Source organism: Novosphingobium aquiterrae (assembly GCF_042434435.1).
In the GTDB taxonomy this organism is placed as follows: Bacteria; Pseudomonadota; Alphaproteobacteria; order Sphingomonadales; family Sphingomonadaceae; genus Novosphingobium; species Novosphingobium aquiterrae.
The window spans coordinates 448,409-464,830 of record NZ_JBHLTL010000001.1 but is presented as its reverse complement, the minus strand read 5'-3'; the positions used below and the strand labels follow the sequence as shown (position 1 = coordinate 464,830).

The following is a 16,422-nucleotide window of genomic DNA, read 5'->3' as shown; positions in this document are numbered from 1 at the left end:
CCGGTGACAGCCGTCGCCTTGCGGGATCGGGTAGCCAAGGGCGCGATCCTGCTGACCCTGACCCGTTTGTCCGCGCGCGCGCTTGATTTTGTCGCGCTGATGGTTCTCACGCGCCACCTGCTTCCAGCCGATTTCGGGATCGTGGCGCTGTCCCTTTCCATCATGCAGGTTGCCGAAGCCGTGCTCGAAACGCCGACGGGCCAGGTTTTGATGCGCTTGCCGGCAATTCGCCGCAGCCATCTCGACACGGCACTGACGATCGGGCTGATCCGTGGCATTGCCATTGCTGCCGTCCTGGCGCTGCTGTCGGCGCCGTTTGCGCACTTCTATGGCGACTCTCGCCTGATTGCCCTCATCTGCGCGATTTCGGTCGCGCCGGCCTGCCGCGGATTGAAGAGTCCAAAGCTCATCCTGCTGTATCGGCAATTTCGCTTCAAGCAGGACGGGTACTGTGAATTTGCAGGCAAGCTGGCGGCTCTGGTCGTATCCGCGTCGCTTGCGATCGCCACGGGAAGTTATTGGGCGATCGCCGCAGGAACGATTGCCAACCCACTGGCCAGCGCCGCGGTTTCCTACATTCTGGTGCCATATCGGTTGCGTCTGACTCTACGGGACTGGCGCTTGTTCCATCGGATAGTCGGCTGGAATCTGGCTGGGCAGACCATCAGTGCCCTCAACTGGCAAACCGATCGGTTTGTGCTTGGCCGGTTGGCCAGCCACGCGGTTTTAGGCCTGTTTTCCACCGCGCGCGAGTTCGCGGCCATCACTTACAAGATGCTGTTCGACACGCTGCAACGGCCGATCTTTTCTGCACTGGCAACGGCCAGCAACGATCCGCTGCGGATCAGGGAAGTCTATCGCAGGACGATCGCGGCGACCCTGTCGATTGCCTTGCCGATAACGCTGGGACAGGCCCTTGTCGCGCCTGAACTGGTCCGGTTGTTTCTTGGCGGGCGCTGGACGGCCGCAGTGCCGGTATTCCAGATCGTTTCGCTGACTCTCATCCCAGGCGTCTATGCCAGTCTCACCGCCAATCTGTTCCTGGCTGTCGGACGGCCCGAACTGGTCTTCAAGCGCAATCTGCAAGACTTCGCGTTCCGTGTTCCGGCAGCGATCCTGTTGATCAAGTGGTATGGACTCTATGGCGCACTCGCCGCCTTGGTCGCGGCCGATGTGCTGCTGGCGTTCCTGTGCATGCATTCGGTCAGCAAGCTTGTCGGCCTGTCGGTCGTGGCTCAGCTATGGGCAGCGCGACGGGGACTGTTCAGCGCAGCGGTAATGGTCGGCGCAATCATGGCAGCCCGGCTGGTCACGCCTGCGGCGGATTCGACCGAGGCAGCCGTCACTGGGCTGGTCATGGTCGTACCGCTTGCCGGACTGGCCTATGTCGCAGCTCACCTGCTGGTCTGGGTTGCCAGCGGGCGACCGAACGGGATCGAAGAAGTGGGCTTGCGCATCGGTCGTCAAGCGCTGGCCCGAATTCCGCGACCTTCAGTCCCGCGGGCCGTGAAATGAACAGGGATGGTGCGGACTTTGAAGTGGTCGTCATGGCGCTTTGCCCGGAAGAGCATTTTCGCCGCTTTTGCGATTACTATCTGGATCAGGGTGCGTCCCGGATCCTGGTCTTCCATGACGGCGACCCCGGGTTTAGTCCGAACGATTGCCGGATCGAAGCGACGGTGTGTGACAGCGCTTTCTGGGCCGCGACGGGTCAAGAACGGCCGTTCAGCGTCGAGGAGCGACAGCGCTTCATCTATCGGCAGGTTTACGCCCGGTGTCAGGCGCGCTGGCTATTGATCGTCGACATCGACGAGTTTGTCTTCGGGCCCAAGCCATTGGACCGCTTTTTCGGCGCACTGGACGGTGAGCCCGACTGCGTGCGCTTTACCAGTGCCGAGGCAGTCTATCTTGCTTCCGAAAATCTCACCCGCGATTTCGGGGCTTCTACATTCCGCCTGCCGATGGAGCGCCACGTTTCGCCGGTGCTCGCCCGGATCGTATATGGCCGGATGGGGGCCCTGTTCACGCGTGGTCTGCTCGGGCATTCGCGCGGCAAGCAGGCAGTCCGAACAGGTAATCCCGCGCTGGTCGTCGACATTCACGATGCGGCGGTTCGATCGTCCGATACGACGCGTCTTGATGCGACTGCGGCGCACGGCTTTCATCTGGCCCACTACGATGCGATCAGCTTTCCGCGCTGGGCTGCGAAATGCGCGGATCGCCTCAGCCGTCTGGATGCGCAGGAAATGGGGCGCAAACGCGAACGCCAATTGGCCCTGTTCGCATCTTGCCGTACACCGGTTGAGCGCGAGCAGCTATTCAGGCGACTCTACACATTGTCCTGGTGGCAGAAGCGTTTTCTCAAAGCCCTACGCCTGCTGTGCGCGGAGGCTCCTATCATGAAACAGGCGCCCGAGCCTGTCAGCCCGGCTTCTGCCCACGCCGGGCATAGTATCCGCGGCTCGATGATTGCCCAAAGGCAGGATGCTTGTAACTCAGTTCAGCAATCTCCCACTGATCGATGATTGCATAACCAAGCTCTGCCAGGCTCGCTTCAAACCCGGCCCTGCCGAGAACCGAATAGGGCACCTCTGCACCCGGAAACTGTTCGAGCGTAACCACTGTGCCGCCCTCACGAACCGCGACCTTGTTGAGCAGGAGATGTTCAGGAAGGGCCGGCAGGCGCCGCATGAAGGTGGTGAAAGGCTGGTCAAGGTACTGGAGCAGGCCCGATCCGAGCAGCACCTCGGACTTGGGCACAGCGGCAAGATCATCGTAAAAGCGCAGGTCAGACAAGCCGTCCTTCAATGCTCTCGATCTTCCCGCCCTGACGATTGCGGGCACGTCGTAAACCGCCCATTCGAATTCTGCGGGCAAGTCGAGCAGATCGCGGAATGCCCGGTACTTCGTGCCCATGTGACCCGCCGCGTCCAGCAGCAAGCTGTAACGCGGCAACAATTGCTCCAGCCAGAACATGACCGGATAGTCCCACAAGGTCACCGAACACATCTGCTCGAACGCCACGTCGGCGATTTCGCCGTGGTCATATCCGGCCAGAAGTCCCGGGCGCACGCTGCTCAAGGCAGAGCCGTAGCTGGAATACTGTCCCCGAAACCGGCGCTGCACATCATCGCGGATCAGCAATCCGATCTGCCGCTTGATGCCGGCAAGCCCTAGATCCCGTGCGAGGTTTATCACAGGGGCGAGCCCATCATGCCGTCGTCGTCTGGGACATGCCGTGTGGCAGTGTCATGGCGCGCGCGCCTTCCCCTCGCTCCTTGCGTCGCTGCTTCGGCCTAAGTGCCAGGGCTGTTCCGGCCAGAAAGGCGAAGTTGGTGCCGGGGTCGGGTTTGGCCGATGATGTGACAAGCGGGATAAGCGAAAAGATGGCCGCCACGGCAAAAGCGCCGCCGATGGAATGTTCAAGCAGCGCTACCCGTCCATAGGTCGATTGACGTCGCGGTTGCAGCACCGATCGCAGATACAAGGCGAATGAAACGATTCCGATCACACCGGTCGATCCAAGGATTGCGGTGACAAGACTGGACGAGCGGAAACTCCCGGGGCCGATACCAATGCCATATGAGCCGACAAAGGCATCCCACCCCTGCAGCGCCCAGAATAGCCGCTGTCGTCCTGACGCCGAAGCGGACTTACCGATCGTCATGCCATTGACCATGTCCATGAACTTCACGGGCAATTCCGGCACAATGAGCATCATTGCCGCAACCAGGATGGCGATCACCAGAACCGCAAAGGCGAATTGCCGGATTCGGCTTGCCGGGGCCAGTCGGGGCGTCAGGAACGCGCGCAGCACGAAGAACAGGCCATAGGCAAGCAGGGCGGCATAGGCGGTTGACGAGGTGCTGAATGTCAGGATCATGGTCAGGGCAAAGGCCGCCGGTCCGGTCGCGCCAGGCCTTATTGAGCGATACCATAGCTCCGCGTTGAGAACCATGAAGGCAAAGCCGAAGTCGGCGTAGGCCGATGGTTCGGGAAACAGGCCGCGGATGCGGACGAAACCCTGATAAGATTGATCCAGCTGCGCATAATTCCCGTTGCGCAGCAGGTTGAGTATGGCGTCGAGCGGCGTTCCATGCGCCGCCATGACGACGAGGCCAAGCACGACATGGGCCCAAGCAATGCCGATCCCCGTACTAATTAGAGCGGCAATGCCGCCTCTTTGCGTGCACGTCACCAGATAGGCAGCCAGGGCGACAAGGACCATTCCGAACAGATACACCGCCGAGGTCAGATTTTGCGCGCTTGGACCGAGAAGTGCCGTTTCGAACAAATCCGGTGAATCGAGCGGCTTCAGTGGCGCGACCTGCATTGTGCCGGCAAAAAGGCGTGGGGCGAGCAGGGCACTGGCTATCCCGTAAGCGGCAAAGCAGAGCAGCCAGCGGTTGGCACGAACGGCCTCGGGCAGAAGGAGCAGGCTGCGGCTTGGCGACAGCGCTGCGGCGACAATGACAAAGAGCAGAGCAACCTGCAACGGCGGGATAGTCGATCCGCCAAGTGCCGGAAGCACCAAAGCCGCCGAACCCGCCAGCAAGCCGCTGTAGAGCATGAAGACATAGGCGGACGTGAAGGTCCCGCGCAGCAGGATTGCCAATCCGATTGCCAGTTGAATTGCCGCGATAAACGTTGGCTGCAAGCGCTTGGAACCTGTTTCCTCAGTAGGCTGCCAAGCTAGCATTTCGGTCTGTCCGTTGCCCTGTCGGAGAAGGAGTAGCCCTTTCGGGTCAGAGGACGGCTCACCGCGACAAAACGCAGGAAAGCAGACACCTGCGCACCTCGAGGGCTAGTCCGATTAATTAGCATGTACTCCGAATGCGACATCGCGGGATCGACCCATGAAGTGGCACAATGACCGGGCTGGGCGATGGTAATATTCTGGCCCACCTGGAGTCACGCGTGACGACTGCGCTGCGTTCAACCTTGTCGGCGATTTCGCACGATCATGCCTCGGCACGCCATTTTGCGTCCTTGGCGGCAATCCTTATCGCAATTCCGCTGTGCGTCAGTGTCAAGGGGCTGGATAGCGACGTGTCCGCGCGGGCTGCCATCGTGCCCCAGGTCGCATCGCCGAGTCCGTCCGGCTTTGCTGCGGGGCAAGCCCTTCCGCTTCCAATCGCGCTTCCACCGTACCCGTCGGCGCTCGACCGGCCCGTGTCGGATCGGTTCGGCTTGGCCGGATCCGGCTTGAACGGCTTTGCACGATTTGCGCCGCTATCTGCGCTTGCTGCAGCGCAGCCCTTCCAGTTTACCGGTACCACCGGCGCCCGCGATCAGGCGATCGCCTGCCTCGCTGCGGCGGCATGGTACGAAGCCGGAAATGACGCAAACAGTCAGCGCTCGGTCATTCAGGTCGTGCTGAATCGCGTCAAGCATCCGGCTTTTCCCAAGACCGTCTGCGGCGTCGTTCTCCAAGGCTCCGAACGCAGGACGGGTTGCCAGTTCAGCTTCACCTGCGACGGATCGCTTGTTCACCGGAGGCCGACGGCTATCGCTTGGCAAATGGCCCGCGCCCGGGCGGAAAGTGCGCTCGACGGCGCGGTTGACAGTGATGTCGCCAATGCGACGCACTACCATGCGGACTACGTCACGCCATGGTGGAGTTCCCGGCTGGAGGCATTGTCTCGCGTTGGTCGCCACATTTTCTATCGCTGGCCCGGCGCAGCCGGGCGGCCGAGCAGGACCATGCTCCCGCAAGGCGAAGATGCGATGGCCTTGCCGCGTCTGGGTGTTGATGAGGGCGGGGATTTCGTCGGGCTTGCACGCGGCACTGCTGCGCTTTCGTCGCGCAAGCCTCAAATCAAATTCGAAGCGGCTGAACTGACGAAGGTTGACCCGCCAGCCTTCATATCGCGACCGCTTCCGGCTTCCGCGCCTGCAGGGACAATCGTGTTCGCACTGGACGCAGCGCAGCCATCAGGACGCTGGGCCATGGCGGCTCTGCAAAAGTGCAGCGGCATTGCCTGCCGCGTTATCGGATACTCCGATGCTGCGGTCGCATTGCGCAATCAGGCGCTACCGGACCGAATTAAGGAGATACCGCAGTTTCTGCTAGTAAGGGATCGCGTATCGGGAATGACCCTGGCATTCTGGGATTGCGCAACGGCACCGCGACCTGACCCCAATCAGTGCCTGCCAGACCGGCCCGACGCGATCCGCTCCCTGATCCGTGATCGTCAGTCACCTTGAGCGCCCTCGAAGGTGGTTCATTTCGACTGATCGCAAATTGCCGTCCTGTGGCCGCGCTGGGGTGGACTATCACTATGGACTACTCGTGGTGGGGGTGACCCATGCGCCGTAGGAACTAGGCCGTGGAAAGGAGGATAGCAGGCATGGTCAGCTTGATCGATCAGTGTAAGGTTCATGGACGACAGGGTGGCATTGCCGGGCGATCTTCCGGCATAGTCCTGCCGAATTATTGGGGCTTGAGATGAAGCGCCCCAAGAAATCGGCAAACCCGGCTGCGGAAGGGCTGAAGAGTTTGATGCTGGACCAGAACTCGTCGCTCCATTTCGCCGATTTTAGCGAAATCAGCGAAACAATGATGAACGGATACGCGCGGTTCGTCAGGCTAGGAATGCCTGGCCACACGGTTGCCCTGGCCATGCTGGGCGCGACAGTAAACCTCTACCGCATGTTCGAACTTGACGAGGAGCTCCCCGATTTGTTGCGCGGGCTGGCAACTCGTATCGAGCAGGACGGCGCTGCCAATTGATGGGAGGCTGCTTGCGGCGAGCCGATACCCCTTTTGGGGGGTGACCCCAATGCCGCGTACGCAGCCGCTTCAATTGGCATTAAAACGGGCTCCGGCTTCATTCGGCGCCTCCGAGCGACGGGAGCAGGATTAAGGAAACCCGCTTCGATGCCGGATCTGCCGCCTCTGAAAATCCATGTCGCAATCGCCACGGTGGGACGCGCGGCCATACTTTGTCAGGTTCTGCGGCTGCTCGCGTCACAAAGCCGACGACCCGATGGCGTCGTGGTAGTGGGAACCTGCGCCGGCGACGTCGATGGCGTCAGCCGCGCCTTCCCTGGAAGCGAGGTGTTGATCTCGCAGAAAGGTCTTTGCCGCCAGCGCAACATGGCATTGCGTCATCTGGTGGGCCGCGCCGACATTGTCGTTTTCTTTGACGACGACTTTCTTCCCGAAAGTGACTATCTGGCTGAAGTCGAGCGGCGGATGGCCGCTGATCCTGCCGTGGTCGGATTAACCGGGCAGCTCCTTGCCGATGGGGCGCACACCAGCGAGATCTCTTTCACTGAAGGTGTCCGCATTCTTGAAAACAGCCATGTCCCGCCGCGGCTCAAGACGGAAAGAACCAGCTGGCTTTACGGCTGTAACATGGCGATCCGCACCGCGGCAGCGCCAGCGCTTCGGTTTGACGAATGCCTGCCGCTTTACGGCTGGCAAGAAGATGTCGACTTCTCCCACCGGCTCGGATCATTCGGAACGATGCTGCGCTCCCGCGAGTTGACCGGTGTTCATCTCGGCGCGCGATCTGGTCGGATTTCGGGCGTTCGTTTCGGCTATTCGCAGATTGCAAACATAGTCTACTTGCGCCGCAAGCAGACCATCGGTCTGCGTCACGGCTTCGGCCTCATGGCGCGCAATGTCGCTTCCAATCTGGCGCGCAGTGTGTGGCCGGAGCCGCACATCGACCGGCGCGGCCGGCTTGCCGGCAACGCCATCGGGTTCATCGACTTGCTGCGCGGGCGCGTCGATCCCGGTCGCGTCGAGAGGCTTTGAGAACCGCGCCGATCGACAGGCCAAACTCAACGATGCACGTGCTGATCAATGGCCGCTTTCTGTCCAGATCGCCCACAGGGGTCGACAGGACAGCGCAAGAGCTTGTCCGGGCCTTGGGCAAGCTTGAAGTGCGCGGCATGACCATCCATTGTGCGGTTCCGGCCGATGCGCCCGCCGACGCGGAGATCCGCGCGCGGCTTTGTTTGACCGCTGAATCCGTGATCCTGCGATCGCGATTGCGGGGTTATCTGTTCGAACAGCTGGCACTCCCGCAGATGATGCCCGAAGCGATACTGCTGAGTCTGTGCAATATCGGGCCGGTCGTCCGCCGGCGGCAGATCGTGATGCTTCACGACGCTCAGGCGTTTGACGCTCCACAAAGCTATGGAGCAGCATTCCGAATGACATATCGGTTGCTGCAACCGGTCTTGGCTCGGCGCTGTGGCATGGTTCTGACCGTGTCGAATTATTCGCGGGAACGACTGCGGCAAACCAACATCACAGGCAAGCGACAAGCTGAGGTCGTCCCGAACGGTGCCGATCATTTTGAACGGGTTGTCGCAGACCATTCGGTGCTCACACGAACCGGCCTTCCCGCGGGCGGCTACGCGCTGGCCTTTGCCAATCCCGCCATGCACAAGAACATCGCGATCGTGCTGGCGGCCTACGCTACGCATGACAAGGATTTGCCGCCGCTGGTTCTGGCCGGTTCACCGCCAACTGGCTTTGCACTCGACGACGGGCGTATCCGGGTCCTGGGCCGTGTTACCGATGGCGAGTTGAAGGCGTTGTACCAGAACGCGAAAATGTTCCTGTTTCCCTCGCTTACCGAAGGATTCGGTTTTCCCGCGCTGGAGGCCATGACTTGCGGGTGTCCGGTGATCGCCGCTGACGCCGGCGCGATTCCAGAAGTTGTCGGAGACGCGGCGCGGTTGATCGACCCGCGCGACTGGCGGGAATGGGCCCGAGTTATTGCCAGACTGCACATCGAAGACGACGAGCGAGGCAGGATGATCGATGCTGGCAGGTTGCGCGCCCGTCGCTTTACCTGGCACGTCGCCGCGACCAGGCTTGCCGGGCTGATCGAGAGCTACGCAGTCAATAATTAGCGCTTGGCGCGCCCCATCAGAACTGGGTCAGAACCCTCATCTTGTCCGCAAAGTGATGCGGCGCGAACTTGCGTGCCTGCGTTATCGAATCGCGAAAATCGAAGTCAGGCAAAAACCGGTCCAGGCGCTCGACCGCGTCGATCAGAGCGGCACTATCTTGTTGAGCGAAGTACAGTCCGGTGCGACCATCGATAACGCTGTCAAGTGCGCCGCCGCGTCCATATGCAACGACCGGGCGACCCGAGGCCATCGCCTCGACCGGTGTTATTCCGAAGTCCTCTTCGGCGGTCATGACCAGCGCGCGGCACCGGGCATAGGCTTGGCGAAGCTGGTTGAAGTCCATCCGATCGACGAATGTCACGTTCGGGCCAGCCTCTTTTTTGAGCGCTGCGGCCATCTTGCCGGCACCCACTACAACAAGCGGCAAACCGTTCAGGGTAAATGCCTCGACCGCGATGTCCGGGCGCTTGTAAGGAACCAACTGGCCCACCCACAGGTAGAAATCGCCCGCTTCGACCGACGGCGTGTACAAACTTGTTTCGACCGGGGGATGAATAACCTCGGCTTCTCTGCGCCAGACCTTCTCTATCCGTTGCTTCACGAAGTTCGAGTTTGCCGCAAAGCGATCTACCCGCGTGCTTGACGAGACATCCCATTGCCGAATTCGGTGATACATAGCCGGCATCACCATGCGGGCGAGCAAGTTCGCATCGCTCTTGTACTGGTGATAGTGATCCCACAAGTACCGCATTGGCGAATGGCAATAGCAGACGTGCAAGCTTCCCGGACGGGTGATGACGCCTTTCGCCGGGCCGGATTCGCTGCTGATGACCAGATCATAGTCCGACAGATCGAACTCTTCGAGCGCCAGCGGCATCAACGGCAGATAGTATTGGTATAGGCTGCGCGAGAAAGGCAGCCGGGAAATGAAACTGGTGGTGACCTTGGCCGCCCTGATGGTTGGCGACATGCGATCCGCGTCGATCACGTGGGTAAACAGGTCGGCGCCCGGATAGAGGTTGAGCAGATGCTCGATAACCCTTTCGCCGCCACGCATCGCGACCAGCCAGTAATGGACGATCGCAACGCGCGGTTCGGAAAATTTCAGCCGTGTTGCCGGTGGCGTGCGCTGGACGCCTGCGGCTTCGATCATGCGTAATACTCGCGATACTGCTTGTAGTAGTAGGCAGGATCATAGCGTCCGAAATAGGCGCGGCGGCGCAGATCGACCTGGTTAAGCGCCACGCCAACAACCCGCACGTGGTCTTCGGGCAGGCGCCGCAGCGCAGCGCGTAGCGCGAAGGCCGAGGTCTTGCGCCAGTGTGCGGCGACGATGGTTGCGTCGGCACGGCTGGCCAAAGTGCGCGTATAGGCAATCGGAAGCACGGGAGGCAGGTCGAGGACAATCCGGTCGAACTGCGTCCGCAACTTGTCGAGCAAGGCTGTGAACTCCGGACCGGCCAGAAGGTGTTCGGCATCCTCCGAACCCGGTAGCAGTGGCAAGGTCCAGAAGACGTAATCATCGCTGTGCAGGCTGGTGAAATTGAGCTTGGCCTTGCCCTCAAGCACTTCGACCAGACCGCTCTGTTTGTCATCAATCTTCAACAGGCGGCTGATCCCGTGGCGGCGCAGGTCGCAATCGATCAGGATCGTCTTCAATCCGCTGGTCGCGTAAATGTGTGAAAGGCAGCACGAGATCACTGTTTTTCCCTCGCCGGGCAGGGCCGAGGTAATCGCGACAACTTGAGCAGTGCCGTTTGTCGCCATGTCGACCGAAGTGCCAAGCGAGCGGAACGCTTCGGTGAAGATCGAAGAGGGTTCTTCGCGCACCGCTGCCATCGCCCCAACCTTGCTTGAACCGATCGACGACAGCAGCGGGATCGAGGAAAGGAACTGTTGTCCGGTCAGGCTTTCGATCTCATCCGGAGTAGTCAGGCCGTGGAACATCGCTTCGGCGATGTAGGCACCGAGGATGCCTAGCCCCAAGCCGATTACCGCAGCGAGAGCCAAGTTGAGCTTGAGGTTCGGACTGACCGGATTCTTCGGCATGCTTGCCAGGGTCAGGATCACAGCACTGGGACGTTCGCTGCCGCGGGCGGCAAGAAGCTGCTTGTAGCTATTGAGGTACGTTTCGTAGATCGCTTGTGACGCCTCGGAGTTCCTCTCGAGCTCGCTCAACCCGACCATCGCGACATTGTTCTGGGACAGTTTCGACCGAGCTCCGCCAAGGCTGGTGGTTAGCGAACCAAGGCGCTGGCTCGATACGTCGGCCTTTGCCTTGAGGTTGGACACGACCCGACCGATTTCGGCCTGGATTTGCTGGCGAACCTGATCGAGCTGGCTGCGGGTTCGGATCAATTCAGGGTGATTGGCGCCATAGCGCGACGACATGTTGGCAACCTGGCCGGCCAATTCGCTTTCCTGCGAGCGCAAGTTCGAGATGACGGTTGAACCGAGAGCCTCGCCAACATCGTCTCCGTTCGAGCCGGAACGCAGCTGGGCAAGGGCGGTGTCAAGCCTGGCCTGATCTTCGACGGCCTGGGCCTTTGCCGCCGCCACCTGCTGGTTGAAGTTCGAAATCTCCTGCTCAGTCAGCGAACTTCCCGATGTCGACAGCAGGTTATTGGCAACGCGGTACCGCTGTAGGGCCTCGGTATCCTTCTGCGCTTGGGCGCGCAGTGCTTCCAGTTGCAGCTCGGTATCGCGGCGCGCTTCGTCGTTGCGCGCCTGATCGGAGCGAAGCTGCCACTGGGTGAACTGTGTGGCAAATGCGTTGGCCATGCGCACGGCATCGCCTGGTGACGCAGCATCATAGGAGATGGACAGCGCATAGCTCTCCCCGCTTCTGGTCGCGCTGACCCGCCGCTGTATGTCGCTAAGGAGGTCTTCCTTTGCCGCGGGCGACAACTTTGCACCGAGGTCGAGGGCCGTGACGACGCGCTCGGCCATGTCACGCGATTCGATCACTTCGGATTGCGTTTCCACCAACTGGTTGCTGATCGCAGCCTGGCCGTTTTGCGTTGCCGCGGTCTGACCTGCGGCGCTGGCATTGTTGGTCAGCATCACCGCCGAACGGGCCCGATAAGTCTTGGGCAGGATCAGGGAGGCGATCAGTACAATTGCCATGATTGCCACGGTGGTCGCCAGTATCAGGACGGCGTGACGGCGAAAGAACGAGAAAGACTCGCTCAGGTCCAGTCGATCCTCGCCAGGACCGGAGCTGCCGCCCAGATGCGCCAAATCGCGACTGCTGGTCACTGTTGGCATGGGGTTGTTCTGCGTCATGGCATGTTGACTCGCATGGCCCGTAGATCCGACGGGAAGGTTGTGGCGCGGCGGGTCATCCGACGACTTTCACGCCGATGCCCGCTGCCAGGCCGCTGAACGTGCGACCAGACAAGCCGCCGTCCTGTTTGCGATAACCGGCGTCGAGGGTAATGCCGATGTTTGGCGTCAGGCGGTACAATGCCGAGCCGTCGATAGCGAAACGGCGATCAACCCTGGCGATGGCCCGATATTCTTCGCGGGTTAGACCCGTCCTGACCCCGATGAGCAGTTTGGGTGTTACCAGATGCTTGGCTTCAAGTTTGAAGCTGGTCCTGAAGATAGCCGGCGAATTGAACAGCGGGCTGGGGTCTACGCGGCGCTCCGCGCCGGCGATTAGTTGCCAGGTCGGACGCGGAGTCCACGATGCGGTCAGGGCAAAGTTCACCGCATTGAGATTCTTGAACGCGGAATTGTCGAAAGATCGATGGATCATTCCCACGCCGGTATCCAGGTCGATCTGGTTGGTAACCCTGATGCGCCCACCTGCCAGAATGTCGTATCCGGACGAATTCAACTGTCTGGCCGCCGGATCTCGGTATGACAGGCTGCTCAGCTGAAATCGGGAGTAGACCTGGATGCGCGAGCCCAGGTTGTAGGCAAGGCGGGCCGAGGCCAATCGGTCGATCACATTGCGCTGACTTAGCACAATTGGCACCCCGCTTATCGCGGCGTCATCATAGTCGGTCTGGCTCAGCTTGGCGGACAGTAGAAGTTCGAGACGGCGCTGTTCACGGGCGATCTCGATCCCGTACTCCTTGCGGTTGAGAGAAACGGGCTTGTCGCTGAGGAACTGATCGCCCGAAGTGCCGCGTTGCTCGATTCCCCTGACCAGGACAAATGAGGGACGCACATCGATATGTCCTGCAAGTTCTAGCAAGGCCCTTATGCCCAGTTCGCCCGCTTCACTGTTCTCGCCGGAATATTTGGCATAACGCCGGACATCGGCCGCGGCGAACAAATCTACCCGATGTCGTGGTAGATCAGTCGATAGTGTCAGGCGCGGTTGCAGATCGAACACCGCATCGCCGCGTTTGGGTGCTGAAAGGTTATAGATGTTGCTGTCATAGCGAAAAGCCGCGGACACTTCCGGATGCAGCACCAGGCTGCTGCCGATGCGCACGCCATCGCCTTGGACTGGATCCAGCAACGTCATCGGAGTGGCGACATCGACTTCCTGGGCAAAGCTGGCCCGAGCCGTGAAGGAAAGTGCAATTAGTGCAAGGCGCATCGCCCAGCGCGGAGTCGCCGTTCGAACCGCGTTCAAACGACCGTCACCCAATTGGATTATGCCCATTGCCTCAGCCCGACGCGCGGGGTTGGGACTAAGTGCCAGCAGTATCAATCGCAGCGCGGCTGGACTGCGAAGACCGACCCTGACGTGTTTTCCATTCCGGCCTCGCGTCCACCCCCTGCCAGCTGCACCGGATGGTTGGAGTATTTTGCGCGAACGCTGGTCTTTTCTATCCGAAAAGGGTAGATCATTACCCATTGTGAGTAATGCAGCGACAATGAAGCGGATCGATTCCAACAGATCCAGCGCAGTCCGGCCGAGGCGCAGCTTCGCTTTTGGCTTGCTCGTTGGCCTGCCGCTGTCCGTGGCAATCTGGCTGGTGATCCTCTGGCTGGTGTAAAAAGACGGAGCCATTTCAGCAGGATCCTTCTGCGCTGAAGACTGCGGGCAAGGTGCCAAGCAATATGCGCGTATCCAGCAGCAGCGAACGCGAACGCACGTAATAGACGTCCGCAGCGACCCTGCGGCGATAGGTTGTCATGCTTCTGCCCGACACTTGCCACAATCCCGTCAGACCCGGGCGCACACTGAAATAGTGCCGAGCGTAGCGGCCATAGTGGTGCAGCTCTTCGCGTACGATCGGTCGCGGGCCGACCAAGGTCATGTCGCCGCGCAAGACGTTGATCAGCTGGGGGAGTTCGTCGAGACTGGTCGCGCGAAGCACACGGCCAAGCGGCGTGACACGCGGGTCGGAGGCCAGCTTGTGGTCGCGCTCCCACTGTTCGCGCAGTGCCTGACTGCAGGCCAGTATCGCTGGCAGGACCGCAACCGCATCGCTGCGCATGCTGCGAAACTTCAGACACAGGAAGGTTGTTCCATCCAGACCCAATCGGCGGTGGGAAAAGATGGCCGGGCCCGGACTCGTCATGACAACAAGCACGCTGATCAGGAGCAGCAGCGGGGCCAGTAGCGCCAAAAGGACAAGCGCGCAGGCAATGTCGACAATGCGCCGCGTATCGAATGGGCGGCGTCGCGGAATGTCCGGCGCCAACACAGAGGGTGGCAACAGCTTGGTCAGCGTCGCTTCCACCTCGCTCGCCATGGGCAGCGCGAATAGCACCTTCGTGCCTTCCACGCGGGCCTGGTCAAGTCCTTCATCATGCTTTTGCATTGCGCTTTCGCCACGAACCTTCCGGGAAATGTCTGCAAGCGCGATCGAAGACTCCCTGTGCCGCGCTGCACTTACGATTTACGATTTCCCGTCGTGTCACAACCGAGCATTGGGCGTACCGGCTGACTACTCGGATGAGTTAATTTATCGTTGTCACGCAGCCTCTTTCACTCATCTGGATAGTAGGAGGCAGCGTTCCCCGCGTTTAAGCTCGTCTCTCCGTGCCAAGGTCCGATTCGCCCCGCGCGGACGCAAAGGAGTTCGGTCATGTTGCAAGCAAGGTTCCTGGCGATCGGCGCACTGTCGTTGTCGATGCTGGCCGGTGCCGCCTTGTTCAGCGCGCCGCTCGCCGCGCGCGAAGCCGCGCTTCTGGCATCCCAGCTCAACAACGATTTTGCCGTGGGATACCGTGTCGGGGCTGGCGACAAGATCAAGGTTACCGTTTTTGATGAGCCGTCGCTGACCGGCGAGTACCAGATTGGCGGAGCGGGCGAACTGGCGATGCCGTTGATCGATCCGATTGCAACGAATGGGCTCACACCAAAGGAAATCGCAGCAACTATCGCGGCAAAGCTCAAAGCGGGAGGTTATGTCCTCGTACCCAGGGTCGCCGCGGAGGTCGTCATCAATCGACCATTCTACATCCTTGGGGAAGTCAAGCAGCCGGGAGAGTATCCTTACAGCGGCGATATGACATTCGAACAGTCGGTCGCACGCGCTGGCGGATTTACTCCCCGGGCGAACCGGTCGACCATCCTGCTCCGGCGGCAGAACTGGGCCAGTGCTAAAAAGGTCCGCCTGGACGGGCCTGCGCTGAAGATCGCTCCGGGTGACACAATTACCGTTCGCGAGTCCTTCTTCTAGTGCGCTCTCCAGTCGGTTTGCGAATGCCCAGCAAGCCAAGCAACACGGTAAATGTCCCGTCATGGGGCAGTCAGGTATCCGCCATCGTTAGACGTGTTGATTAATCCGTTAGCTTAAGGCAGCTTTTCATGACTGACCCGGTCAGTGAGTCGCATTTGCCCTGTTGAAAGCCATAAGGCTCTGCAAGGCCAAGATAATTGAGGGAGCGACCATTGATTTCAGGGGAAGACCATGTGCAATCAGGTGCAAATTCGTAGTTCCAGCGACATCTCGCGCGAGGGGCTTGCACATTTTCTGCGAAGTGATGGATTTGAGGTACTTGAATCCGGCTGCGTGGTCGAAGACGTGGTGGCGTCGAACACGAACTTCCTGGTGGTCGTCGATGAACCCGATTCCAGTCTTCAGCCAGGAACAGTTGCCGAGATAAAGGCGCTGTCCACCTGGGCTTTGCCCGTAGTACTGGCCGAACGCTTCGATCTTAATGCCATGTCCGAGTGTTTCATGGCCGGCGCCCAGGGCTATATCGTCAAGTCCATTCGCTCTCAGCCGCTCATCACGGCGCTTCGTCTGGCCGCTCAGGGTGAGCGCGTGGTGCCGTCGGACCTGGTCGATGCACTGGCGTTCCGTCCTGCGAGCAAGGCTATCCAGGTGCGCAGTTCCAGCGAGACCAACGCGGCAAATCTGTCGCCGCGCGAACGTGATGTGTTGTGCTGTCTGATGGCGGGCTATCCCAACAAGATCATCGCTCGGCAGCTCGAAGTCTGTGAGGCGACCGTGAAGGTTCATGTCAAAGCCATCCTGCGCAAATTGAAGGTCCGCAATCGGACTCAGGCAGCTATTTGGGCGAGCTCGAACGGCTTGATCGAGGCTGCGGCCTAGGGAACCACGGTTCAGTCCGTCAGCGTGGGCTTCCAATTTATTGCCACCTCAGTTTCGACAAGGGCGTGCAATCGGT

General features: G+C 60.4%; 14 protein-coding genes. 8 read left to right on the top strand and 6 right to left on the bottom strand.

Features of this window, described 5'->3' with window-relative positions; genetic code table 11:
- Nucleotides 1–3: 3 nt before the first annotated feature.
- Together ACFFF7_RS02240 and ACFFF7_RS02235 are read left to right on the top strand one after the other, a co-directional pair.
- Nucleotides 4–1,515, top strand: coding sequence for a lipopolysaccharide biosynthesis protein (locus tag ACFFF7_RS02240; protein WP_379479733.1), 1,512 nt, complete (start codon nucleotides 4–6; stop codon nucleotides 1,513–1,515).
- On the top strand, nucleotides 1,512–2,525 hold the full coding sequence (locus ACFFF7_RS02235; RefSeq protein ID WP_379479732.1) for a glycosyltransferase family protein: 1,014 nt from the start codon (nucleotides 1,512–1,514) through the stop codon (nucleotides 2,523–2,525). The genes ACFFF7_RS02240 and ACFFF7_RS02235 overlap by 4 nt, the downstream gene beginning before the upstream one ends.
- On the opposite strand, the gene ACFFF7_RS02230 is transcribed toward ACFFF7_RS02235, so the two are convergent.
- Together ACFFF7_RS02230 and ACFFF7_RS02225 are read right to left on the bottom strand one after the other, a co-directional pair.
- The gene (locus tag ACFFF7_RS02230) at nucleotides 2,422–3,198 is read right to left on the bottom strand and encodes a methyltransferase, TIGR04325 family (RefSeq protein ID WP_379479731.1); all 777 of its coding nucleotides are present in this window, start codon (nucleotides 3,196–3,198) and stop codon (nucleotides 2,422–2,424) included. The genes ACFFF7_RS02235 and ACFFF7_RS02230 overlap by 104 nt on opposite strands.
- A gap of 13 nt (nucleotides 3,199–3,211) precedes the next feature.
- Nucleotides 3,212–4,657 (bottom strand): glycoside hydrolase, encoded by a 1,446-nt coding sequence (locus ACFFF7_RS02225; RefSeq protein WP_379479730.1) that lies wholly within the window; start codon nucleotides 4,655–4,657, stop codon nucleotides 3,212–3,214.
- A 212-nt stretch (nucleotides 4,658–4,869) separates the two neighbouring features.
- On the opposite strand from ACFFF7_RS02225, the gene ACFFF7_RS02220 reads away from it, so the two are divergent.
- The 4 genes from ACFFF7_RS02220 (at nucleotide 4,870) to ACFFF7_RS02205 (ending at nucleotide 8,874) form a co-directional block, all read left to right on the top strand.
- Nucleotides 4,870–6,207 carry a cell wall hydrolase gene (locus ACFFF7_RS02220; RefSeq protein ID WP_379479729.1) on the top strand — a complete coding sequence of 446 codons (1,338 nt, stop codon included), beginning with the start codon at nucleotides 4,870–4,872 and terminating at the stop codon, nucleotides 6,205–6,207.
- Between the two features lie 241 nt (nucleotides 6,208–6,448).
- Entirely contained in the window at nucleotides 6,449–6,733 is a 285-nt protein-coding gene (locus ACFFF7_RS02215; protein WP_379479728.1) for a hypothetical protein, read from the top strand.
- 147 nt (nucleotides 6,734–6,880) lie between these two features.
- Complete coding sequence (locus tag ACFFF7_RS02210; protein ID WP_379479727.1) at nucleotides 6,881–7,765, top strand: glycosyltransferase family 2 protein; 885 nt, start codon at nucleotides 6,881–6,883, stop codon at nucleotides 7,763–7,765.
- A 32-nt stretch (nucleotides 7,766–7,797) separates the two neighbouring features.
- Nucleotides 7,798–8,874, top strand: a complete 1,077-nt coding sequence (locus ACFFF7_RS02205; protein WP_379479726.1) for a glycosyltransferase family 4 protein — start codon at nucleotides 7,798–7,800, stop codon at nucleotides 8,872–8,874.
- Nucleotides 8,875–8,890: 16 nt separating this feature from the next.
- On the opposite strand, the gene ACFFF7_RS02200 is transcribed toward ACFFF7_RS02205, so the two are convergent.
- The 4 genes from ACFFF7_RS02200 to ACFFF7_RS02185 form a co-directional block, all read right to left on the bottom strand.
- Entirely contained in the window at nucleotides 8,891–10,027 is a 1,137-nt protein-coding gene (locus ACFFF7_RS02200; RefSeq protein ID WP_379479725.1) for a glycosyltransferase, read from the bottom strand.
- A complete protein-coding gene (locus ACFFF7_RS02195) occupies nucleotides 10,024–12,132 on the bottom strand; it encodes a GumC family protein (protein ID WP_379479724.1) in 2,109 nt (702 codons plus the stop codon). Before ACFFF7_RS02195 ends, ACFFF7_RS02200 begins: the two co-directional genes overlap by 4 nt.
- 82 nt (nucleotides 12,133–12,214) lie before the next feature.
- Complete coding sequence (locus tag ACFFF7_RS02190; RefSeq protein ID WP_379479723.1) at nucleotides 12,215–13,846, bottom strand: outer membrane beta-barrel protein; 1,632 nt, start codon at nucleotides 13,844–13,846, stop codon at nucleotides 12,215–12,217.
- Nucleotide 13,847: 1 nt separating this feature from the next.
- Nucleotides 13,848–14,603, bottom strand: a complete 756-nt coding sequence (locus tag ACFFF7_RS02185; RefSeq protein WP_379479722.1) for a sugar transferase — start codon at nucleotides 14,601–14,603, stop codon at nucleotides 13,848–13,850.
- A gap of 267 nt (nucleotides 14,604–14,870) precedes the next feature.
- Here ACFFF7_RS02185 and ACFFF7_RS02180 point away from each other — a divergent pair, with 267 nt between their 5' ends.
- Together ACFFF7_RS02180 and ACFFF7_RS02175 are read left to right on the top strand one after the other, a co-directional pair.
- Nucleotides 14,871–15,467 (top strand): polysaccharide biosynthesis/export family protein, encoded by a 597-nt coding sequence (locus ACFFF7_RS02180; protein WP_379479721.1) that lies wholly within the window; start codon nucleotides 14,871–14,873, stop codon nucleotides 15,465–15,467.
- A 231-nt stretch (nucleotides 15,468–15,698) separates the two neighbouring features.
- Nucleotides 15,699–16,346: a LuxR C-terminal-related transcriptional regulator gene (locus ACFFF7_RS02175; RefSeq protein ID WP_379479720.1), complete on the top strand. Its 648-nt coding sequence runs from the start codon at nucleotides 15,699–15,701 to the stop codon at nucleotides 16,344–16,346.
- Nucleotides 16,347–16,422: the final 76 nt, after the last annotated feature.